Raw genomic sequence first — 22443 nt, forward strand, 5'->3', positions numbered from 1 at the left:
TAGGGCGACTGAGTCATCCACATTGCAGCTTAGATATACGGTATTACTGCTTATTGAGTGCAGAGCTCTGTTCGACCTTATGTTTTTTAAATATAAAACCCTTATTTGAATTTAGTATTCACTTTGATGATTTAATGGAGACGTCATGTAGTCTCCTGTTTAGCGATAATTTGTTTGGTACCATGAAAAATACTGAGAATCTAGTTGTTGTCCATTTAAGTGCCACTGCTGTGTATGCGGTGATCGGTAGTGTCGTGTCTGCAAAAGATATTCGCATTATGGGCGTTGGACAAGTTAAGAATAGCGACTTTTATCAAGGCCAAATTAAACACCGAGAACGCTTACAAAGCGCAATCAAACAAGCGATTCAAGAAGCTGAAGATACTGCCAACTGCCGCGTTCATAGTGTGTGGTTAACTTTATCGACTCCTGAGCTATTGAGTAAAAACAGTACCGGTCACGTAGTAGTCGAAGAAGACGTGGTGCGTACTAGAGATATGGTACAAGCGTTGTCTAACGCTAAATCACAAGATTTGCCGTCTGATTACTATTTGATGCATTGCTGTCAGCAAGGTATTTATATTGATGATCACGATAATTTAGTGGATGATGTGATTGAGATGATTGCAGAAGATATCACCGTGATGTATCACATGATGATGATGCCGGTTTCCAGTCGTCAAAACCTTCAGAAGTTATTACAAAGCTGTGATGTTGGTGTCGATCATGTGGTGTTCGATGCGGTTACTAGCGCTGAGTATAGTCTTATAAGCGAGGAACGTCAGCAGGGTGTTTGTTTGATAGATATTGGTGCCAGTACCACCAGTATTTGTGTTTATAAAGAAAACAAGTTGGTTTTTACCCATTGCGTGGCAAGCGGCAGCCATGAAGTGACCATGGATATATCAGCAGATTTTGGTGTATCCATGATAGAAGCTGAAAAGCTTAAAAAATTGCATGGCACATCCGATGTCAGTAGCATTGATCCCAGTGCGTTTTTTATATTTAGACCACAAGGATCAGGTGATGAGATTAATGTGAGTGTTTACAAGCTCGCCCAAATTATTGAAGCCCGTTATGTCAGTATTTTTACTGAGGTAGTCAAACAACTGCATCAAGCGGGTCTAATAGGATATATTGATCGCGGTATGGTACTGACGGGTGGGGGTAGTGCTATTAAGGGGATGGTACCATTTGCAAAGAAATTACTAAAAATGCCCGTAGTAATGACTAATACTCATCCTTATATTAGCGCCTATAATCATTTTGGTAATGAAGATACCTATAAGCAGCTGAATACTCACATACATGACCGAGCCTATCATACTGCTTTTGGTACTTTGTTATACAGTCAGAGCGAACAGTTTCGTCATAGCGAACAAAGTGAGATCGAAGCCATAGAAAAAATTAAGGTTAAAGGCGCTTTTCAAGGTGTTGGTCAGCGCTTTAGTAGTTTATTTAAAAAAATACTTTAGCATTTTTTTGAGATAAAATCAGAAACTTACTAAATTAAAATCTGAGAAATTTTATATAAGCTTTATTGTTATTACCCTATTTTATTTGTATGCATTTATATATAGTAAGTCGATAGCATGCGAGTGCGTTATCATCTATCGATTCTCATGCTATCTGCAACTGGAGCAATTTTTTTATGTCAAAATACACCATGCCGGATGATAATAAACCTCAAAATAATGGTCAAGCCCGCTTTATCGTATTTGGAGTTGGCGGCGGCGGCGGTAATGCGGTTGAGCACATGGTACAACAAGGGATTAAAGGTGTAACGTTTGTCTGTGCCAATACGGACAAGCAAGCCCTTGACCGTCTGACCGCTCCTCATAAGTTACAACTAGGCGCAAAAAGTAATCGTGGCCTTGGTGCTGGAGCCAATCCAGAAGTGGGTCGTGAAGCTGCTGAAAGTGAAGAAGAAGCGATTCGTGCCTTACTTGAGCACTCAGATATGGTATTTATTACCGCTGGGATGGGCGGTGGTACTGGTACCGGTGCTGCGCCTGTCGTGGCTCGCATTGCAAAAGAGATGGAAGTTCTGACCGTCGCCGTTGTCACCACCCCTTTTAAGTTTGAAGGTGGTAAGCGTATCAAAGCTGCTAAGGCTGGCATTGAACAATTAACTAACTTTGTTGATTCTATTATTACCATCCCAAATGATAAGCTAATGAGTGTCTATGGTAATCTGTCAATGCAAGATGCCTTTAAGAAAGCGGATGATGTACTTATGCATGCCGTACAAGGTATTGCTGAAACTATCGCTCGTTCAGGGTTGGTAAATATTGACTTTAATGACATTCGTACCGCAATGACGGCTAAAGGTCATGCCATGATGGGTATTGGCCGTGCTAGTGGTGATGACCGTGCACGCGAAGCGACGGAAAAAGCGATCAAATCACCATTACTGGACGATTTGCGTTTAGAGAATGCCAAAGGCCTATTGGTTAACGTAATTTCTTCACAGAGTCTCTCGTTAGATGAGTTTAGTAAAATCAGCGAAATCGTTGAAGGTATTACTGACACCGATGATGCTAATATTTTCTATGGCTCAGTAGTTGATGAAGATATGGGTGATGAATTGCATGTGACCGTTATTGCGACTGGTTTGACTTTAGATGAATATGCAGGCCAAGATGCCAAAATACAACAGCCTGTACCCTCTGTGAACAGCACCCAGCCTGTTGATCCTAACTTGCATACCAGTGCTTTAAACAGTCAGAAACAGTCAAAAACCCAGATGTATCAAGACAACACTAGCCACTCTCAAGCGCCACAAGAACAACCACAGACTAAAACAAATAGTATTCAAGATTATCTTAAACGTCAACAGAACAAGTAACGTTAATGATACTTTTTCTGTACCTAGTGTAGTTAACTTGCAGTCATCTTAGGTAGTTCAATAAACGCAAAAAAGCCAGCATCTCAGTGCTGGCTTTTTTGCGTTTATTCGCTGTAAATAATATTAGACAGTGTGTTTTTGCTTGTTATTAAGTTAGATTTTTTTATTTTCTATTCAATTTAACCCGTAAAAAGTGTTTAAGCACGGTCTGTAATAAGTGTAATCAAACGAAGAAATGAGTAAATTAGTGTTTTTTGACTATAGCGAATAAGGGCTAGCTAATGGTACACTATGGCAATTGTAACAAGATATGTGAGAAAGCAGTCATGAACCAACGAACTATAAACAGAGCCATAGCGATTACAGGTATTGGCTTACATAGTGGGCAGCCCGTTGACTTAGAGTTTCACCCACAGCCTGTTAATACTGGCGTTGTCTTTGAGCGCTCAGATATCGCTGATTGTGCACCAATTCCTGCCAGTGCTTTTTTGGTACAGGATACTATGATGTCATCCAATTTAGTATTTGGTGGAACGCGTGTGGGTACGGTTGAGCACTTACTAAGTGCGATTGCTGGTCTTGGCGTTGATAACTTATTGATTCGTGTGTCCGCAAGCGAGATTCCTATTATGGATGGTAGCGCTGCGCCATTTGTAGGCGTGTTACTACAAGCTGGATTTTGTGAACAAGACAGTCCAAAGAAGTTTTTGAAAATAGTGCGCCCGGTGCGCGTCAAGGTTGATGATAAATGGGCAGAGTTACGTCCGTACGATGGTTTTGAGCTAAATTTTGAGATTGACTTTGATCATCCTGCTTTTGATAAAGACTTTCAGCATGCACAGCTTCGCTTTTCTACTCAAAACTTCATTGAAGAATTGAGTTCTGCCCGTACTTTTGGTTTTTTACGTGATATCGAAACATTAAGGAAAAATAATCTAGCTTTGGGTGGCAGTATGGACAATGCTATTGTTATCGATGAAGCGAAAATTCTTAATGCGGAAGGTTTGCGGTTTGCTGATGAATTTGTTCGTCATAAAATTTTGGATGCGTTAGGCGATTTATACCTCATCGGTTATCCGATATTAGGACGTTTTAATGCCTACAAATCTGGTCATGCATTGAACAACTTATTAGTCCGTGAGATTTTATCAGATAAGAATAACTATAAATTTGTAACTTTTGATGACAATGTAACTTGTCCAATTGAATATTTACCTTTAACCTCCCTAACTGTTGAGGGATGAATACACGAACATACACGATGTATCGCAACATTTACGTAAGATTACATAAAGACGAGAGTGGATGGATGTCATAATATCATTATCAATATTTGTATTATTATAGCCGTCTGCTTAACCGTAGTTACCACCAACGCTTCGCGCTATAAAAAAACGTCTGATTCTCAAATCCATAATCTAGATTTGAGAATCAAACGTTTTTTTTATTCGTGAAAGTATTAAAAAACTGTCTTGTTGGTCAGCTTACTGCTATTTTCTTTACACAATCTTACATTGTAAGGTAAGTATTTTTAGTCTTTTAGCAGGCGTAAAAGTGCTTCTTTGAGGTTTTTATCAGTGGTGACATGCTTTGCAGCCTGTGATATAGTCCGTTTTGTTCTTTGGCTAAGAGGCTGATTTTCATTGGCTTTGTGAGTACTTAACAAGGTTGGTAGTTGCCTAGTTAAAGGATTAGAAGCAGAGTTTTTGACTACCACGACACGTATCTGCTTGAGTTGTTGAAATGTAATAGACTGCTCCGTTAATACTTTAAGATAAGCGTTTTGTAAGTAGCGAATGTGATTTGCTGCCGTCATCGAGCTTACACTGAGGGTCAGTTGTTCAGTAGAGAGACCCACAACCCAACAGGTATCAAGTATCTCATCCGGTAGACACTCTACCAGAAGCTTTTTTATCTCATTGGTAGCTTGTGTATAAAGTTGCATATTATCAGCAAGGCTTCGAGGTAGTGCGCTACCTGCAAAAGCCTGATGATCAATAAGCTGAGCGAGCCGATTAGGCTGTTTTTTTGACATTGTAATTACTCATCTAATAGGTGATGTTAAAGCAAATAGATTTAAAACGCACACTGTTAACCTTAGAATTTTATCATGTTTGTCTGATAACTATATTCTCTAAATTAATTGCTGCTTTGTCATGGATGACGAGCAATCTTGCATTAACAATAGGTAGTAAATTTATGAAAAAGGCTTTATTAATATTGTCAGTATTGGGTATGGGTGTGGCACAAACGAGTGGTGCCGCTGTAAATACCATCTCAAATAGTACACTGACTTATACCAGAGCAAATATCTCTAATTCCTACGGTTCTTCGCAAAATAGGTACAGCACTAACAATGGTGGGGTGCACGTCTCTAACAATAGTGAAATCACCCGCGCTATTAATGTTCTTAAACAAAAAGGTACTGAGCTCGATTCTTTGTCTCGTCGTTTATACTCTGAAAAACAACAGCAGTTTAGATCAGTTTTAGATCATAATTCAGCTCCAGCTGTCGCAGCTGCTCGTGCCTCAAGAGTAGCATTGTCTAGAAGCTCTGGTCGTTGTGCGCGTTATGTACGCCAAGCGCTACAATCTGCCGGTTACGAATTCACGCCTAATCCTTCAGCTTACCAGTATGCGACTCGCGGTACACTTGCTAATGCAGGCTTTAGCAAAATCAGCAATAATATGCCTATACAAGTCGGTGATGTGGTTGTCTATGATCGCAGCTCAAAACATCCGCATGGTCATATCCAAATCTTTGATGGTGCAGCCTGGGTGTCTGACTTCCGTCAAAACAGCATTAGTCCATATGGTGGTAGCTACAGCTATACCACGTGGCGCGATTCACAATACATAGACGACGCATCGAACCGTGGCATTTATCTTGCTATGGCTGATAAATAGTGTCTGATAGGCATAGTATTTAATAAAGTAGGGTATTTTTAATAAGCTCCCCGCTGTCTCCTAGCTCAGCAATGGTCTTAACGACGTTGCTGAGCTTTTTTATGCCAGTTTTGTGGTTTCAAGTTTTGATATTTATAGATGAAGGTTACTGATTACTATTTTTAAAAATGCTGCGAGATGACATCTATTCCGAGAGTGCTGCTTTATAATCAAAGAGAGGCCAGTAAGAATGGTTATGGAAGTCGGGCGGAGAGGCATGGGCGGAGGCAAAATATAAAACAGTATCACTGAGTCGCAAAATGACACAGGGATGTAGCTTTTCGATACAGGCACTATTAGAAAAGCTATCATTAGAGATGTAAGAAGGCAGTTGGTTTAAGGGAACACCAAAACTGCGCTGGTAAAAATGGCGTGGTTTAAATGAACAAGCTGTCAAATTGTTAATGACCGTTGTCAATTTATTATTTGGTAGAAGCTTTGACACCCGAATGTTTTGTGGTTTTGTTGGTTCGGTAGACCAATTGATATGAGCTTGTGACTTTTTATCTGTTTTTAGTTTTCCATCTTTATGTAATAAAGGGGTTGGCGGAAGAGTGGGCGGGGTACGATAATTTTCAAAGTAATAAAGGGCGTAACGACCATTTGGACTGGCATTAATTTCGATATAGCTTTTCGCTTCGTTAGTTTTCTTTACCTCATCAAGAACTAAATTGCTGCCTGCTATAAAACACTCAAGACAGGTCTGCTCCCATAAATAGTCAGTAAAGCTGACCTGTGCCTGCTCCCAAGCTGGCCAGCTCAATTGCGTAGCTAAATCCGCATTAGGTAATTGGATACTATAGGTGAGCCATAGCTGCGGATCTGGCTGCTGAATAATCGAAGCACTAACCTTGACGTGAATATGTTGTAGTTGTTCGGGCGTTACGCCCAGCTGCTGCGCGTCGACAGCTAGAGTATCAGTCGCTAAACGTAGATTGAAAATTTGACTCATGGGGCGGCTTTGTAATTAGTAGTGGTTTATAACTCATAATGTTAGAAAACTGTCAAAATATTTCAATATTCAAAACTTGGATAATATAAAAGCCGCGAGCACTCATGCGACGCGGCTTATATACTTTGCAATGGCAATGGTAATTACACATTGCATTGCTCAAACTAATACATGCAAGCTACTGGGCGTGACGTGCTAAATTCGACAGCTTTGGATTGGCATTAGGGTTTTGGCGCAGCAATAATACCATACGGCCAATCGTATGAATTACATAAGCATTGGCTGTGGTGGCAAGCTCGGTGCTGACCACATCACGGTCATGCTTGCTACCGGCTGGTAATTTTACCTTGATCAATTCGTGATCTGATAGAGCACGGTTAATTTCTTCAGTAATGGCAGGCGTAATCCCATTATTGCCAAGCATGACAATAGGTTTGAGCTCATGACCAATACCTTTTAGGCGTTTAATCGTAGCGTTATCAAGTTCCATAAAATTCCTAAGCGTTGGTAAATATAAAAGTCAGGGTTAATAATTGTATCATCATAAATAATGTTAACATCATGATAATAGTGATTAAGATGAGCATTATTTAAAAATAGACTACAATATCATTTAAAAATCTAATAATCATTATAAATAATCTACGTCTATCTCGCATGAAATCATCGGGATTTCGCACGATTTTACGTGATGGAAATGTTAAACTGACTGTCTTGCAGCATTATAAACACTACTGACTTATAAAGCTGCTAAATCCTTTGTGTTGAAGTCAATTTAGGTTACCGTCTTGTAGTTTCCATCTTTAACCGCATATATCAATCAAACCCTATTTTATAGATTATTTAATGTTTAGCTTAATTATTAAATAGTTAAGCATAGATATATTGCACATTGAGATATCAGTTAATAGTAGGAGCAGTTACTTTGGCCACGCGTATTAAAAATAAAAATCTGTCAAAAAGTAGTAGTGCCTGGATGAAAGAGCATCTTGACGACTATTACGTAAAGCAAGCCCAAAAAGAGGGCTATCGTGCACGTGCCGCTTTTAAGTTGCTTGAGATTAATGATAGAACAAAGCTGATTAGTAAAGGCATGACGGTGGTTGATTTAGGCAGTACGCCTGGCAGTTGGTCACAAGTAGCAGGTAAATTGGTCGGTGAGACTGGAACTTTAATTGCTTCTGATATTTTACCGATGGATAATTTGGAAAATGTCACTTTTATTCAAGGTGATTTTCGCGAAGCTGAAATTTTTGATAAAATTATGGCTGAAGTCGGAGAGCAACAAGTAGATGTAGTATTGTCTGATATGGCGCCTAATACTTCAGGTAATAGTGGTGTGGATCAGCCAAGAATGATGGACTTGTGTGAGCTTGCAATAGACTTTGCTTTAGAGAATTTACCAGAAGGTGGTGCTCTGATTATGAAAGTATTTGAAGGCGCAGGGGCACAAGACTTGCGTAAGCAGATGCAATCAAAGTTCAGTAAAATTCGTAGTATTAAACCTGCTGCTTCACGCCCTCGTTCAAAAGAGATATTTTGGATAGCGATTAAATAGAAGATAGTTCCTATAAATCGTCGGTATTTTCTATACATTATGTAGATAATAACCTTCAGTATAATTTACAGAAGATGGACGTGTGAATAATTGAAAACTGCTACAATTGTTAACTGAATAAATTCAGATTCTGCTTGAATTTTTCAAGTGAAAACCAAATATAATGGTATATTAACTTTGTTTTAGGCACTTTTTTTAAGAAATTGTTTTGAGCAAAGCCGTTTAAAAGTAAGACACTTATTGTCGCAATTTTTTATCTTTAGATAATTGAATAAGATAAAACTTTAGCAGACAAGGATGATTACTTTGAAAACGTCACGTGTTTAGTAAACACACCAATAAGTAAGGGATGGGAAAACTTGTGAGCGACATGGTAAAAAATACCTTATTGTGGCTGGTGGTAATCGGCGTTTTGGTACTGGTGTTTAGCGGCTTTGATCAATCGTCTGAGCCGGACAGCCTTAACTACTCTGAATTTGTGACCGCAGTGTCCGAAAATCAAGTAGCCAGTGTTGAAATTGACGGCGAGCAAATCACCGGCGAGAAGAAAAATGGCTCATCATTTGAGACTATTAGACCCGCAGTAGCTGATGAGCAGCTACTGCCGCTACTGCGTGAGAACAAAGTCGATATCCAGGGGACTGCGCCAAAACGTCAAAGCGTAATGATGCAGCTGCTAATTGCAAGCTTCCCAATCTTACTGATCATTGGTTTGTTTTTGTTCTTTATGCGCAGGATGCAAGGTGGCGTTGGTGGTAAAGGCGGCAGTCCGATGAGCTTTGGTAAGTCAAAAGCAAAAATGCTTACTGAGGATCAAATCAACGTCAGCTTTGAGGATGTCGCTGGTTGTGAAGAGGCGAAAGAAGAAGTGGTAGAAGTGGTCGAGTTCTTACGTGAGCCAGATAGGTTTACTAAGCTTGGCGCGACTATTCCACGTGGTATCTTGATGGTAGGGCCACCAGGTACTGGTAAGACTTTATTAGCAAGAGCCATTGCTGGCGAAGCTAAAGTGCCGTTCTTCTCAATCTCAGGTTCTGATTTTGTTGAGATGTTCGTGGGTGTCGGTGCCTCACGGGTACGTGATATGTTCGAACAAGCTAAGAAAAGTGCACCTTGTATTATCTTCATCGATGAAATTGATGCGGTCGGTCGCCATCGTGGCTCTGGTACGGGCGGTGGCAATGATGAGCGTGAGCAAACCTTGAACCAACTACTGGTCGAAATGGATGGTTTTGAAGGTAATGAAGGCGTTATTGTCATTGCTGCGACCAACCGTGCTGACGTTCTGGATAAAGCACTACTACGTCCCGGTCGTTTTGACCGTCAGGTACAAGTGGGTTTGCCAGATATCAAAGGCCGCGAACAAATTTTAAAAGTGCATTTGCGTAAATTGCCGAATACCACTGGTGTTGATGCCAACTCACTGGCGCGTGGTACGCCTGGCTTTAGTGGTGCACAGTTGGCCAACCTTGTTAACGAAGCGGCTTTATTTGCAGCTCGTCGTAACAAACGTAGTGTCGATATGAATGACTTTGAAGACGCAAAAGACAAGCTATATATGGGTCCTGAGCGTAAATCAATGGTGATTCGTGAAGAAGAGCGCCGTGCAACTGCTTATCATGAATCAGGTCATGCGTTAGTCGCTGAGCTGTTACCCGGTACAGATCCAGTTCATAAAGTCACTATTATGCCACGTGGATTTGCCCTTGGTGTAACGTGGCAGCTGCCTGAGCATGATCAGACTAGTCTTTATAAGTCTAAAATGCTGAGTGATATTGCTATTTTGTTTGGTGGTCGAATAGCTGAAGAAGTGTTTATCAATCAGATGTCAACAGGAGCATCTAACGACTTTGAACGGGCTACCAAAATGGCACGGGCTATGGTCACTAAATACGGTATGTCAGATGCGCTCGGCATCATGGTGTATGAAGATGATGAGAATTCACAAGGCTACTTTGGTGGTACTCGTGCTATTTCAGAAGCAACGCAGCAAAAGGTTGATGAAGAAGTACGTAGAATGCTAGAGGAGCAGTATGATATCGCGCGCGAGTTGATTGAAGGTAATCAAGATAAAATGCATGCGATGGTCGATGCCTTGATGAAATGGGAAACAATTGACCGAGATCAGTTGCAAGATATACTAGCGGGTGAAGCGCCTCGTCCACCGAGAGTTTACCAACATACTGAAGTAAACTTATCGAAAGATAATATGAAAGCTACAGGTTCGACACCGCCTCCTTTACCAGCGATGTAACGTCAAAAAAATATCATAATTGATAAAAAAGCCCTTTTCAATAAAAGGGCTTTTTTATGGTCACTGTTTCAACCTAGTATAAGTTTAGGCTGGCATAAGGTTTGCTGGTATGATGGGCTTAAGCATGTATTTATAAAAATTTATTCACCATGGATTTGCTATGTCATTGTTCCATCCGTTACCTGCCTATAGCGTTACCAGTCGAGGTAAAGTGTTAGATTTATCACAGCCCCATATTATGGGTATTTTAAATGTGACGCCAGATTCGTTTTCTGATGGGGGACAGTTTAATGCGATTGATACAGCTATAGCGCATTGTCAGAAAATGGTAAACGCAGGCGCTACTATTATTGATATTGGTGGTGAGTCTACCCGTCCGAATGCTGATACTGTCGCTACTAGCGAAGAGGTTCAGCGTGTTGTACCAATAGTGAAAGCGATCCGAGAGCAGTATGGTGATGCAATTTGGTTATCGATTGATACTAGCAATCCTATAGTTATACAGGCTGCATTTGCAGCAGGCGCTGATATTTGGAATGATGTACGGGCACTTAAACGTGATGGTGCGGCAGCAATGGCTACCAAGCTTGATATACCAGTGATGCTGATGCACATGCGTGGTGAGCCAACCTCCATGAATAGTTTGGCGCAGTATGACGACATTATCAGTGAAGTAAGCGCAGAATTAAAAGCTCGTATTGATGAGGTAATAAGAGTTGGTGTTAAACGTGAAAAAATTATTATTGATCCTGGATTTGGCTTTGCTAAAAATTATGAGCATCATTGTGCCTTATTAACCCAGCTCAAGAGCTTGCAAGTGCTTGGCTTACCAATGATGTTTGGTATCTCGCGCAAACGCTTTTTATCAGAAGTGCTCACAAGAAGTGGTGTCCCAGAAGTTACAGAAACTCGAGCATCAGAACGAGACGCTGCTGGTACTGCTGCTGGAATTTTTGCCTTACAGCAAGGCGCTAGTATTATTCGTACCCATAATGTGGCAATGATGCAGCAAGCAGGAGCGTTGTGGAGCCAGCTGTCTGATTATAATAAGCAAAATACTAATAACTAATACTGTTGTGTAGCACGGCCACTCTATATTCTAGTTTAAATATAATATTAAATAATGAGACTAACTTTATGACATCAAATAACTTAGATATACAAAGTCAGCCAGAGCCTACTAATGAGCAGCGGCGTATTATTTATCAAGCGCGGCGTGGGCTGAAAGAATTAGATTTTTATATCGATCCTTATGTGAAAGAGCTATATTTAACTGCAACGGCTGCTGAGCAAGAAACCTTTGCACAAATGCTTACTCATGAAGATCCAGACTTGTTAGATTACTTTACCAATCAGAGCCAACCTGAAGATGATGCAATTTGGACATTGGTCAATAAAATTAAAACCTGGCGTCATGCAAAAGATCTTTAGTGGTCATCAGAATTGTCGATATAACTGATCAATTAGGCGAACTCAGCTCTTTAGAACAAGTATTATGGTGATCAAAAGATGACCCAGTTAAAGTCTTTACGCATTGACACGCCAATAAAGCTATCAAGCTATCTTCGTACGTTGCTATATATTATCTTGTCCAGCGGCCTTATATTGTTGGCATGGCTCGCAAAGCTGTCTTTAGGACACTATGTATTGATACTGGTTATCACTGCGTCAGTAGTGAGCTACTTAGCATTGTCTCGTCCAATAGTGCTACATTTAAGTCAACCACCTCTTGATCAGCGTATTGACCAAAACTGGCAAGTACTAATGCGTACAAATCGCGGCGATGCACTCTGGCAAGCCGATTTGTTTAAGGTACATCGTTATCCTCTATTTATTCATTTCGAGTTTACAATTATTGAGCCTTACCAGCGTGCTTTAACAGTGACTGTGTTTCGCGACCAAGTTACGGATGAACAATGGCGTGAGCTCAACATTTTAGCCAGCGTTAGCCCGATAACAGCCACTTGAGCAAGCGACAGTTGCTCATTTATTGTGAATACATATTGGTTAATTATACAGTACCGTTAACATTTTATTATTAGCACTTCTTTAACTGATAGGCTAACGAACTTCTACACCCTATAACAAAACACCTATCTAGCGAACGGAAGAGATTTGCTATATTAGCTAAGAATTTGTTTGATATTGATTTATAAGAACTTTAACGAGAAACGATTTATTAATAATAAAAGGACGATATTATGAGCTTATTAGGGAATTTAGTATCACAAGTTGCGCGCAGTGCTATTGATCCAGAAGATCACCAGCGTAATCCTATTAACCAGAAGATTACCCCGCGTCGTACGGGTGGCCTTGGTGATATTTTGGGCGGCGTACTCACTGGCAGTCGCAATCAACCCCGCGATTATAATCCACAGCAGTATGAGCGCCAGCAGGACAACCACTTCGGTTTAGATGATCTTTTGGGTGGTTTGCTCGGTGGTAATAATCAAAGTAACACTCGTGCAAGTTCTGGTGGAATGGGTGATATTTTAGGTAGCGTGTTGGGAAGTCAACGTAGTAGAGGTGGCTTTAGTGGTAAAGGAATGTTGGTTGCCGCATTGATGCCGATGGTGTTAAGTTGGATTCAGCGTAACGGTGGCCTTAGTGGTGCTTTATCAAAAATAACTGGCATGGGCTATGAGAATCAAGCACGCTCTTGGATGAGTAATCATGAGTTAAATGATAATCTTGACCCTCATGATATCAATCGCTTATTTGATGAGGAAGAAATTCAGCAAGTAGCGACGCATACTGGCGCTAATGACATGGAAGTTCGTCAGGGACTGTCTGAGCTGTTACCTGAAGTCATGAATCAGTTAACTCCTCACGGTAACTTAGACAACGAAACAGAAGCCAATCAGGAAATTGAGCAGATTATTAGCCAATTATCTAGCCGTCTGCGGGCGTTAAAGTAAAAATATTGCTTTTAATATAAGCATCATAGTTTTGTAAGTTAGAACTATCAGTAAAAAAGAGCATGCCTAACGGTGTGCTTTTTTGTGCCTTAAATCCTAATCTAATATGAGCATCGTTGATAGCCTAATTTTATTTTAACCCTTAAGTAGACAGGTGAAAAAAATTGAATGTTAAAATAAATTAGTAATAACTATTATATGTGTGACTATATAATTAATTTAATTTTACTTCATGGTAGGATGTATTTTATAAATTAAGCATTTTACAAGGAGGTATTACTGATGCCATTTAAGCCTATTCCTGCCGCTATTGCCATTTTAGTTGGTTTGATAATTTGGTTTATCATTCCAGTACCTACTGGCGTTACGCCCGAGGCGTGGCATATGCTGGCGCTATTTATTGCGACCATCGTTGCTATTATTGGTAAAGTGCTGCCCATTGGCGCGATTGCTATTATTGCAGTCACGTTAGTAGCGGTCACAGGTGTGACCAACGAAAGTCCACAAGCTGCAATAAGTGATGCCTTATCAAGCTATTCAAGTCCCCTAATTTGGCTCATTGGTATCGCTGTGATGATTTCACGGGGCTTGATAAAGACGGGCTTAGGTCGGCGTATTGCTTATTACTTTATCTCTATCTTCGGTAAAAAAACTATTGGTGTTGCTTACTCATTGACTGCTGCAGAGCTGATGATTGCACCGATTACGCCTTCTAATACTGCCCGAGGTGGCGGGATTATTCACCCTATTATGAAATCTATTGCCCAAAGCTTTCATTCTACGCCAGAAGAGGGCACCCAAAAGAAGATTGGCCGTTATTTAGCCATGGTTAACTATCACGCCAACCCAATTACATCAGGTATGTTTATTACGGCTACTGCACCGAACCCTTTAGTAGTCGATTTGGTTAATAAGGCTACTGGCAGCGAGATTCAATTGTCTTGGACGACTTGGGCAGTCGCGATGTTTATTCCTGGGATGCTATGCTTGATATTGATGCCGCTGGTGATTTATCTTATCTATCCTCCTGAAGTTAAAGTTACTCCTGATGCTAAGAATTTTGCTAAAGATAACTTGGCGGAAATGGGACATGTGAGTCGCCATGAAAAAATAATGCTTGGCGTATTTGCTTTGATGTTGCTTCTATGGGCAAATATTCCTGAGCTTATCTTTGGTGAGAGTTTTGGCGTTGATGCGACGACGACTGCATTTATTGGTCTGACGACGCTAATACTAACAGGTGTGCTAACGTGGGAGGATGTGCTCAAGGAGAAATCTGCTTGGGATACAATTATTTGGTTTGGTGCGCTGATTATGATGGCGTCTTATCTGAATAAACTGGGCTTAGTTGGTTGGTTCTCAAGTAATATTGAACATATGATTGGCATGACAGGTGTTGGATGGATGGGCGCAGTTGCCATTCTAACCTTGGTCTATCTTTATATTCACTATTTTTTTGCTAGCACGACTGCGCATATTACTGCCTTATTTGCCGCCTTTTACGCAGTGGGATTGAGCTTAGGCGCACCGCCGATGTTATATGCGCTGATACTCGCGGCAGCCGGTAACATTATGATGACACTAACCCATTATGCGACTGGTACTGCGCCCGTTATCTTTAACTCAGGGTACGTAACGTTAGGAGAGTGGTGGAGTATTGGGGCGATAATGAGTGTGGTCAATCTAGTGGTGTGGATTGGTGCTGGTTTAATTTGGTGGAAGCTACTCGGCTACTATTGATGTGTTGTAAGGTTTGAGCTAAAAGCGCTCATCTAAGTTATCTAAAGTATAGTTGAGCGCTTGAAAGCAAATATCCATGTTAAAGCCGCGATATTGCAAAAACCGCAGTTGCTTTGCTTTGTCTTTTTGTTCAGTGGGGATATTATCGCCATATTTTTTGATGCGTGCGGTGACCGCAAGCTTAAGCCAATCAACCCCTTCAACTAGACTGTCTTTGCTATCGTCAACGAACTCTCTAAATTCATCAGACTCTGCATTAGCCATGTCAATCAACTCGTCAATATTATCAGGCATGGCTACTTTCTTACGATAAAACTCTTGCTTAATATGACCGTGTCCACGACCTTTACGGATGCTTTCCCGAATGAGCATCAAAGTCGTACGATAATCACTTTGATAGCCTTTTTCTTCGAACTCCTCCAGTAGCGCATCAATCTTTTCCGGACCTTGTTCTTTATCAAGCAATTTCTGCTTCAATTCAGCCTTGCCATATTCACGCCGTGATAAGTAATAAAAAGCCAACCAACGCAGACGGCTTTCGGCTTTGATAGCGTCCGTTTCCGCTTGCCGCTGTTCGGGAGTACGCAGGTAAGCTTTGAGCGCTGATGGTAGATTATCGGCTTCCTCATTTGCCATATCATATTCTGAATGAGCCTCTATATTTATCGCGTTATCAGTAACGTCTGAATCATTATCCTCGCCATGAATTTCGCGTTTTACCTCCGCAAGCATCTCTTGAATACTTTGCGGTGCAGGCACTTTATAGATAGGTGCATCATTGGATTCAGCGATAAAATTTGCAGCAGGATGAAAGCGTTTTTGTCTTTTTTTTGTTTTGGTTTTAGGGGTTTTAGATGAGGAATGAGTACTAGTAGTAGAGTCAAAAGTAGTGAAATCATTAATATTATCGGCGTCAGAAGAGCTGTACCGTTTAGAATTTGGGTATTCTACCCTTGAGTCAGTAGAGAGTTTATCTGAGTTATTATCTGCTATAAAAGTCTTTTGCCTTTCATAGCTTTTTTCTTTAGGTGCAGACGAGCTAGCCGAGTCAGAATCTGACTCGGCTAGTATTTCGGCTAACGTTTTAATCTTCATAATTATCAATCAATAATTAGTAAGTGACTATTTGGCTATTGTACCGGTTCTGCTTCTAATTCTTCTTTAAGTTCAGCAGTATCTGGTACTTTACTATCATCGGTTACACCAAGTTTTTCGGCACGGATTTTAGCTTCAATTTCCTCTGCAATCGCAGGATTCTCTTTTAAGAATATGACCGAGTTGGCTTTACCTTGACCAATTTTTTCATCGCCATAGCTATACCAAGATCCTGCTTTACCAACAGCACCAATCTCAACACCTAAATCAATGACTTCGGCTAAGTGGTTGGTACCTTCACCATACGTGATTTCAAATTCAGCCTGACGAAACGGCGGTGCCATTTTATTTTTAATGACTTTGACACGGGTTTGGTTACCAATAATTTCATCACCATTTTTCACTGCGCCAATACGGCGAATATCCATACGTACTGAAGCATAGAATTTCAGCGCATTACCACCAGTTGTGGTCTCTGGGCTACCAAACATGACACCGATTTTCATACGGATTTGGTTAATAAACACCACCATACAATTCGAGCGTTTGGCATTACCGGTAATTTTACGCAAAGCTTGGCTCATCAAACGGGCTTGCAGACCCATATGTGAGTCGCCCATCTCCCCTTCAATTTCAGCACGCGGCGTCAAAGCGGCAACTGAGTCAATGACAATCATATCGACTGCGCCTGAGCGTACCAACATATCAGTGATCTCAAGGGCTTGCTCACCGTTATCAGGTTGTGAGATTAATAAATCATTGGTATTTACCCCAAGCTTACGCGCATAGACTGGATCTAACGCATGCTCAGCATCAATAAAAGCACAAGTGCCACCTTGTTTTTGACACTGTGCGATGGCTTGTAGTGTCATAGTCGTTTTACCAGAGCTTTCAGGACCGTAAATCTCAACGATACGACCTTTAGGTAGACCACCAATCCCAAGTGCAATGTCTAAGCCTAATGAGCCGGTTGAGACCACATCGACGTCAAGCGCTGCTGAACTATCACCTAAATGCATAATCGTGTTTTTGCCGAACTGCTTTTCAATTTGACCTAAGGCCGCTTTGAGTGCTTTGGCTTTGTTGTCGTCCATAATGGAATACCTTGTCGTTAATGAATAATGTGAGAAAGTGAATCGAAAGAGATGTTTTTATTGAGTAGTGCTATTATTTAATTTGGCGGTATTTTAAATCGCGGTATAAAACCAGTAATTAGAGAGTTATAAAGTGAGTCATTGAGAGAATGTTTTAATAAACAATATCGAGACGTCACTTTACTATACAGTAGCAAGGAACAATAATAAAAGTGAAAAAAAGTTTAGATTTATAAGGTGTTTTTTTACTCTCCAAACGTTGACTCTCTACTTCATCCTTTGCTTTGTTAGGGTCATTATACCAAAGACTAAGGTTTATAGCATGGGAGATGGCACGTCATGCGACAGTGAATGTCGCCTATAATTATTATAAAAGTATAAAACATTACTATGATTTGCTAGAAAAAATCGCTTTTACTACAGTAAGCTTGAATTGTCTTTGATTGAGAAAGTTATAGATTTTCTACTGTCTACAAGGTTGTTAAAACAACAATCTGTGAAACATTAAGTTTAATAGAATCTATTTTCAAATAAATAGGAAATAAATACACTTTATTTTTTAGCTCTTAAGCTATTGATTTATTTGAATAAATTAATTGTATGAAAAGTAACCAATTTTACTTAACCCTTTAACCTATCAAGGAAAATAGCTGTCAAGCGACTGGTTATCCACAGGGTTATCCACAGCTTATGTGGAGAACTCATGTATCCCTTATGTTACCAATGGTTGGGACAATACTGAAAGTGGATAACCTCTTATCAAGTGCCTATTTTATTGGTGTTGATGCAAGGAGAAACCTAATAGACAAAAGGTTTGACATAGGTTTCACACCGCATATCATTGTCCACCGTTCTAATAGGATAGTCCTTGATGTACATAACGGACTCTCATAATGAACTATACAGATAAAGGTGCGTGCCTATAAGAGATGGTGCTTATAAAAAAGCAGCTATCAAATTAGCCGCTAAATATAAAAGAGATAACTAATTAAAATACAAACCCTAGTCTTTGGTATAAATCAGATCCCATACGCCATGACCGCGCTCTAAGCCTCGACGCTCAAATTTAGTCATCGGACGAAAGTCAGGTCGGGGAGTAAAGTTGCCATTGCCGGCTTGATTGCTGAGCCCGGCAATGTTATCTAACACGTCGACCATCCAAAATGCATAATGCTCCCAATCGGTTGCGGTATGAAACCAACCGCCACGCTTTAAGCTACGAGTAAGAATAGCCATACGTTCCGGACTCACAAAGCGGCGTTTATAGTGGCGCTTTTTTTGCCAAGGGTCAGGGAAATAAAGTTGGATGCGATCGATATGATTTTCTGGCAATTGCTTGAGCAATTGAATGGCATCACCGTTGATAATTTTAACGTTGGTCAAGTTTTGTGTGCCTGCCATATAAGCACATTTACCGATGCCTGGCTCATGCACCTCAATACCGACAAAATTCCGTGTAGGTTCAGCCGCAGCCATCTCAATAAACGAGTCACCCAAACCAAAACCGATTTCAAGGGTAAGCGGTGCTTCGCTGCCGTTCGAGGTATCCGTAAATAATATCCGCAAATCATGAATGTCATTAAGATTGCCATCACCGCAGCTATTGTTAACCAGATATTCAGCAAACTCTGGATCGGTCAGTGCTTGCTCGGCATTTTTATTCATATGTGTGCGGCGTTTCATAAAGGTATTAACGATGCGTATATGTTTGCTAGGATCAGCTTCCGTACTCATTTTATCGGTTTCAATATCGCTAGTATTGAGCGGGCTAAGACTTTGTTTGATAGTATTAGTATTATCGTCTTTGGATGACACGTCGAGTTTGGTATCGATATCTGTTTGAGTGTCTTGACTGGTAAGGTTATTCATAGAGTGACTGTTCATAAAGTGACTAGGGCTTAATAAAGTTAGGGATATGAGCCTATTATAGGCGAAATAATTTATCGTGTGAACGTCTATCATACTTTCGTTTATTTGCAACATTCCGGGTTGGTTTGATAGTCATCATATACATATGTCTTGGCATTATCATATAATATAATGAGAGTTATAGGGGTTATACCTTTTTTTATTAGCCAACCGAGGCTACTGATATGTTATTTATCGAGACGGACTCGCCGCCACCGTTTTATCAAGAAAAACTAACGGCTGCAAAGCGCAAGCAGCTGGATCAATGGTTTGTTGGACATCGTACGCAAAGCTATTATTTGAAGCGTTTTGAGCAATTCGATCAGCAAGGCTATTTATCACCGAAATGGCATTGGGCAGCATTTTTTATTACCTTTCCGTGGCTGCTATATCGTAAGCGTTATATGGATGCGATTGTTTATAGCGTTGCTGGTTGGTCATTTATTCAGCTCAATGTCGCTCTCGTACTAGTGTTTGTTGAGTTCGCGGCGATGTCACATATTCCAGATGCTTATCAGATGGCAACGCGAGTCGGTATTGCGGCGATTATTTGGCTGTTCTGGTCGTTTATGGTGGCACGCTGGACAGATGCCTATTATTACCGTATGGCTCGGCGTGAAATTGCGGATGCTATAGAGGACAACCCGCGTGATGACGCGGCACAAAAATCTCATCTACAGCGTGAAGGTGGGGTTAGTTCATATGGATTAGGATTAGGTTTTGGATTTTTTGCTTTTGCGCTCATGGTCATTAACGTTCAGTTTTTACCCATTGTCGCTAAGCCAAAAGAGAATGAAGTCTTATTTAATACTTATGACATCGCCAAAACCACGCAAAACAAAGTAGCGCTAGTCTATCAGCAGACAGGAAAGTGTCCTGTTGATTTACCACTAAATATTAATGAGCAGCAGGTGCGTATCCAAATTGCTACCCAAGCAGCTGGCGCGCCTAAAACAGACTGTGCGGTCTTGGCGACTATCCAAAACGTTAAATTTCCAATCCGCTACCTGAATGATCAAACCTTAATGTTTTATCATAATGTTGATGATAATAGCTGGCGTTGTACAAGCTCGCTTAATGAAAAACAAGTGCCGACATATTGCGTTGAGGATTAAGAGGCGTTGTGTATCAAATAAGGCTAAATACTCATAGTTAGAAAATAAGTATTTAACCTTATAAGAACTTAACCTTATAAGAGTTTTAAAGTTATTTAAGTAAGATTACGTCTTGAAATCAGTAGCGCTATCTTCTGAAGAATTATCGACTGGCTTTGTCTTATTTTTTAATACATCATAAAAATCAGCTAAGTCTAGCTTACGCGATTTATCGATATCTTCATCAAATAAACTTTCAAGCTCTGCCATTGCGGACTGTGCCGATTCAATCATCCGCGCCTCATCATCATAAATAGCTTGCTGACGTTCAAGCAAATCATCATCATAATCACGAAACGTTTTGATGGTTTCGCGGGCTTTTTCAGGTGAAATACCCAATAGTTGTAGTGATTCACGTGACATATCTAAGGACGATAAATAAGTCTCCCGCCAAATATGACGCACACCGACTTCACGTAGGCGGTAGTAATGTTGCCGATCGCGCGCGCGCGCCAGTATGATAAGGTCAGGATAATTACGGTGTAAATACTGCGCTGTGGTAACAGAGCGTTCTAAATCATCAACTGCGATGATAAAGAGTCGAGCTTTCTTAATACCCGCAGCGCGAAGAATTTCAGGGTTTTTTGGGTCGCCATAATAGACTTGATTACCGAATTTACGGACGAAATCCACCCGATTTGCCGAGCGTTCAATAGCGGTAAATTCGATATTATGCATACGTAGCACGCGCCCAATAATTTGTCCAACCCGTCCAAAGCCTGCAATAATTACCGGATGTTCGTGGTCAGGAATAGTGTCGTATTCACGGCTGGGTTTGCGCTTAGCAAAATAAGGTTCACCCAGTTTTTCTAATAATAGAAAAGCCAGCGGTGTCAGTGCCATAGAAATAGTAACGATAAGATTGAGCATATTTGCCAGCTCAGGTTGCAAGACATTTTGTGTGCTGGCCACACTAAACAACACAAATGCAAACTCACCACCTTGAGCCAGCGTCACCCCAAGCCGGATACTGGTCGGCCAGCGGTTGCCTGAGACCTTTGCAATAGCAGTAGCGACGGCAAACTTGGCCAGCATTAATCCAATCGCACAACTGATAATAAACAGCGGCTGTGACATGACCAGTTTGACATCAGTCAACATACCTACGGACATAAAGAATAAACCAAGCAGCAGGCCTTTAAACGGTTCAATACTGGCCTCTAACTCATGACGGTATTCGGAGTCAGCCAGTAGTACACCAGTTAAAAATGCGCCCAGCGCCATCGACAGGCCAATCTGCTCCATCAAGATAGAGACGCCCATAACGATAAATAGCGCCACAGCAGTCAGCAATTCAGTGGCACCACTTGACGCCACAAATTTAAAAAATGGTCTGACGATATAACGGCTAGAGAAAATTAAACCAGCAAAGACGGCAAAGACTTTCCCAAAATAAATCAAGTCGTAGCTTTGTTCGCGCACCCCTGACAAAAATGGAATGACTGCTAATAGCGGAATAACAGCGATATCTTGAAAAAGTAAAATAGTGAAAGCTTCGCGCCCATGGGTGCTTGAAAGTTGCTGTTTTTCAGTCAGAATTTGTAGGACGAAGGCAGTAGAGGACAGGGCTAGGCCAAAACCAACAATAAAAGCCGTGTCTAAATGCAAGGAGAAGAATTGATATAAAATGCCCATCAGCAAAGTGCCAGTAAGGCCTACTTGCAAACCGCCAAGTACAAAAATAGAACGCCGCAATGCCCATAAACGCGAGGGCTGAAGCTCAAGTCCAATGATGAACAGTAGCATGACCACGCCAAACTCAGAAAAATGTAGCAAGCTCTCAGCATCACCTGCAACATCCAGCGCGCTTGGCCCTAATATCAGTCCAGTTACTAGATAACCTAAAACAGTGGCCAGTCCGAAACGTTTGCCAAGCGGTACAAACAGCAGCGCTGCCCCCAAAAAAATCGTCGCTTGTAACATTAAGTTTGGTGAGCCGACGGCGGCAGCGAGCATATAAATTCCTTAGCAAACAC

19 protein-coding genes are annotated in these 22443 nt (G+C 40.9%); 12 read left to right on the forward strand and 7 right to left on the reverse strand.

Translation table 11 applies throughout. From position 1 onward, the window contains the following. Positions 1–182 precede the first annotated feature (182 nt). From ftsA to lpxC, 3 genes are all read left to right on the forward strand, one after another. Positions 183–1475 (forward strand): cell division protein FtsA, encoded by a 1293-nt coding sequence (gene ftsA, locus ES754_RS09975; protein WP_201538802.1) that lies wholly within the window; start codon positions 183–185, stop codon positions 1473–1475. 176 nt (positions 1476–1651) lie between these two features. Then, complete coding sequence (ftsZ, locus tag ES754_RS09980; protein ID WP_147224043.1) at positions 1652–2848, forward strand: cell division protein FtsZ; 1197 nt, start codon at positions 1652–1654, stop codon at positions 2846–2848. Positions 2849–3174: 326 nt separating this feature from the next. Next, entirely contained in the window at positions 3175–4092 is a 918-nt protein-coding gene (lpxC, locus tag ES754_RS09985) for a UDP-3-O-acyl-N-acetylglucosamine deacetylase (RefSeq protein WP_201538801.1), read from the forward strand. Positions 4093–4379: 287 nt separating this feature from the next. On the opposite strand, the gene ES754_RS09990 is transcribed toward lpxC, so the two are convergent. After that, complete coding sequence (locus tag ES754_RS09990; protein WP_147224045.1) at positions 4380–4883, reverse strand: DciA family protein; 504 nt, start codon at positions 4881–4883, stop codon at positions 4380–4382. Between the two features lie 164 nt (positions 4884–5047). On the opposite strand from ES754_RS09990, the gene ES754_RS09995 reads away from it, so the two are divergent. Beyond that, on the forward strand, positions 5048–5755 hold the full coding sequence (locus ES754_RS09995; protein WP_147224046.1) for a CHAP domain-containing protein: 708 nt from the start codon (positions 5048–5050) through the stop codon (positions 5753–5755). 184 nt (positions 5756–5939) lie between these two features. On the opposite strand, the gene ES754_RS10000 is transcribed toward ES754_RS09995, so the two are convergent. Further along, positions 5940–6746, reverse strand: a complete 807-nt coding sequence (locus ES754_RS10000; RefSeq protein WP_147224047.1) for a DOMON domain-containing protein — start codon at positions 6744–6746, stop codon at positions 5940–5942. A gap of 178 nt (positions 6747–6924) precedes the next feature. Next, a complete protein-coding gene (locus tag ES754_RS10005) occupies positions 6925–7236 on the reverse strand; it encodes a YhbY family RNA-binding protein (RefSeq protein WP_147224048.1) in 312 nt (103 codons plus the stop codon). 435 nt (positions 7237–7671) lie between these two features. On the opposite strand from ES754_RS10005, the gene ES754_RS10010 reads away from it, so the two are divergent. The 7 genes from ES754_RS10010 to ES754_RS10040 all read left to right on the forward strand — a co-directional run bounded on the left by ES754_RS10010 (position 7672) and on the right by ES754_RS10040 (position 15216). After that, entirely contained in the window at positions 7672–8304 is a 633-nt protein-coding gene (locus tag ES754_RS10010) for an RlmE family RNA methyltransferase (RefSeq protein WP_147224049.1), read from the forward strand. Positions 8305–8665: 361 nt separating this feature from the next. After that, positions 8666–10558 carry an ATP-dependent zinc metalloprotease FtsH gene (gene ftsH / locus ES754_RS10015; protein ID WP_147224050.1) on the forward strand — a complete coding sequence of 631 codons (1893 nt, stop codon included), beginning with the start codon at positions 8666–8668 and terminating at the stop codon, positions 10556–10558. Positions 10559–10718: 160 nt separating this feature from the next. Further along, positions 10719–11627, forward strand: coding sequence for a dihydropteroate synthase (gene folP / locus ES754_RS10020; RefSeq protein ID WP_147224051.1), 909 nt, complete (start codon positions 10719–10721; stop codon positions 11625–11627). 68 nt (positions 11628–11695) lie between these two features. Continuing rightward, the gene (locus ES754_RS10025; protein ID WP_147224052.1) at positions 11696–11989 is read left to right on the forward strand and encodes an FAD assembly factor SdhE; all 294 of its coding nucleotides are present in this window, start codon (positions 11696–11698) and stop codon (positions 11987–11989) included. Between the two features lie 78 nt (positions 11990–12067). Beyond that, positions 12068–12526: a protein YgfX gene (locus ES754_RS10030; RefSeq protein ID WP_147224053.1), complete on the forward strand. Its 459-nt coding sequence runs from the start codon at positions 12068–12070 to the stop codon at positions 12524–12526. 233 nt (positions 12527–12759) lie between these two features. Further along, positions 12760–13476 carry a YidB family protein gene (locus ES754_RS10035; protein ID WP_147224054.1) on the forward strand — a complete coding sequence of 239 codons (717 nt, stop codon included), beginning with the start codon at positions 12760–12762 and terminating at the stop codon, positions 13474–13476. Between the two features lie 282 nt (positions 13477–13758). After that, positions 13759–15216: an anion permease gene (locus tag ES754_RS10040; RefSeq protein ID WP_147224055.1), complete on the forward strand. Its 1458-nt coding sequence runs from the start codon at positions 13759–13761 to the stop codon at positions 15214–15216. 18 nt (positions 15217–15234) lie between these two features. Here the strand turns inward: ES754_RS10040 and ES754_RS10045 are convergent, their stop codons facing one another. The 3 genes from ES754_RS10045 to trmB all read right to left on the reverse strand — a co-directional run bounded on the left by ES754_RS10045 (position 15235) and on the right by trmB (position 19139). Further along, positions 15235–16311: a regulatory protein RecX gene (locus ES754_RS10045; protein WP_147224056.1), complete on the reverse strand. Its 1077-nt coding sequence runs from the start codon at positions 16309–16311 to the stop codon at positions 15235–15237. Positions 16312–16346: 35 nt separating this feature from the next. Further along, complete coding sequence (recA, locus tag ES754_RS10050) at positions 16347–17405, reverse strand: recombinase RecA (RefSeq protein WP_147224057.1); 1059 nt, start codon at positions 17403–17405, stop codon at positions 16347–16349. A gap of 1002 nt (positions 17406–18407) precedes the next feature. Then, the gene (gene trmB, locus ES754_RS10055) at positions 18408–19139 is read right to left on the reverse strand and encodes a tRNA (guanosine(46)-N7)-methyltransferase TrmB (protein WP_147224199.1); all 732 of its coding nucleotides are present in this window, start codon (positions 19137–19139) and stop codon (positions 18408–18410) included. Between the two features lie 359 nt (positions 19140–19498). On the opposite strand from trmB, the gene ES754_RS10060 reads away from it, so the two are divergent. Beyond that, entirely contained in the window at positions 19499–20428 is a 930-nt protein-coding gene (locus ES754_RS10060; RefSeq protein WP_147224058.1) for a DUF2628 domain-containing protein, read from the forward strand. Between the two features lie 105 nt (positions 20429–20533). Here the strand turns inward: ES754_RS10060 and ES754_RS10065 are convergent, their stop codons facing one another. Beyond that, a complete protein-coding gene (locus tag ES754_RS10065; RefSeq protein ID WP_147224059.1) occupies positions 20534–22423 on the reverse strand; it encodes a monovalent cation:proton antiporter-2 (CPA2) family protein in 1890 nt (629 codons plus the stop codon). Positions 22424–22443: the final 20 nt, after the last annotated feature.

It is taken from the genome of Psychrobacter frigidicola, from assembly GCF_007997305.1.
Classification (GTDB): Bacteria; Pseudomonadota; Gammaproteobacteria; order Pseudomonadales; family Moraxellaceae; genus Psychrobacter; species Psychrobacter frigidicola.

What these genes read in the sequence shown, in the direction of transcription:
- ES754_RS10065 (WP_147224059.1), bottom strand. Translation starts at nt 22,423, where the DNA reads ATGCTCGCTGCCGCCGTCGGCTCACCAAACTTAATGTTACAAGCGACG.
- ES754_RS10005 (WP_147224048.1), bottom strand. Translation starts at nt 7,236, where the DNA reads ATGGAACTTGATAACGCTACGATTAAACGCCTAAAAGGTATTGGTCAT.
- ES754_RS10030 (WP_147224053.1), top strand. Translation starts at nt 12,068, where the DNA reads ATGACCCAGTTAAAGTCTTTACGCATTGACACGCCAATAAAGCTATCA.
- lpxC (WP_201538801.1), top strand. Translation starts at nt 3,175, where the DNA reads ATGAACCAACGAACTATAAACAGAGCCATAGCGATTACAGGTATTGGC.
- ES754_RS10060 (WP_147224058.1), top strand. Translation starts at nt 19,499, where the DNA reads ATGTTATTTATCGAGACGGACTCGCCGCCACCGTTTTATCAAGAAAAA.
- ftsZ (WP_147224043.1), top strand. Translation starts at nt 1,652, where the DNA reads ATGTCAAAATACACCATGCCGGATGATAATAAACCTCAAAATAATGGT.
- trmB (WP_147224199.1), bottom strand. Translation starts at nt 19,139, where the DNA reads ATGAGTACGGAAGCTGATCCTAGCAAACATATACGCATCGTTAATACC.
- folP (WP_147224051.1), top strand. Translation starts at nt 10,719, where the DNA reads ATGTCATTGTTCCATCCGTTACCTGCCTATAGCGTTACCAGTCGAGGT.
- ES754_RS09995 (WP_147224046.1), top strand. Translation starts at nt 5,048, where the DNA reads ATGAAAAAGGCTTTATTAATATTGTCAGTATTGGGTATGGGTGTGGCA.
- ES754_RS10025 (WP_147224052.1), top strand. Translation starts at nt 11,696, where the DNA reads ATGACATCAAATAACTTAGATATACAAAGTCAGCCAGAGCCTACTAAT.
- ES754_RS10000 (WP_147224047.1), bottom strand. Translation starts at nt 6,746, where the DNA reads ATGAGTCAAATTTTCAATCTACGTTTAGCGACTGATACTCTAGCTGTC.
- ftsA (WP_201538802.1), top strand. Translation starts at nt 183, where the DNA reads ATGAAAAATACTGAGAATCTAGTTGTTGTCCATTTAAGTGCCACTGCT.
- ES754_RS09990 (WP_147224045.1), bottom strand. Translation starts at nt 4,883, where the DNA reads ATGTCAAAAAAACAGCCTAATCGGCTCGCTCAGCTTATTGATCATCAG.
- ES754_RS10045 (WP_147224056.1), bottom strand. Translation starts at nt 16,311, where the DNA reads ATGAAGATTAAAACGTTAGCCGAAATACTAGCCGAGTCAGATTCTGAC.
- ES754_RS10040 (WP_147224055.1), top strand. Translation starts at nt 13,759, where the DNA reads ATGCCATTTAAGCCTATTCCTGCCGCTATTGCCATTTTAGTTGGTTTG.
- ES754_RS10035 (WP_147224054.1), top strand. Translation starts at nt 12,760, where the DNA reads ATGAGCTTATTAGGGAATTTAGTATCACAAGTTGCGCGCAGTGCTATT.
- recA (WP_147224057.1), bottom strand. Translation starts at nt 17,405, where the DNA reads ATGGACGACAACAAAGCCAAAGCACTCAAAGCGGCCTTAGGTCAAATT.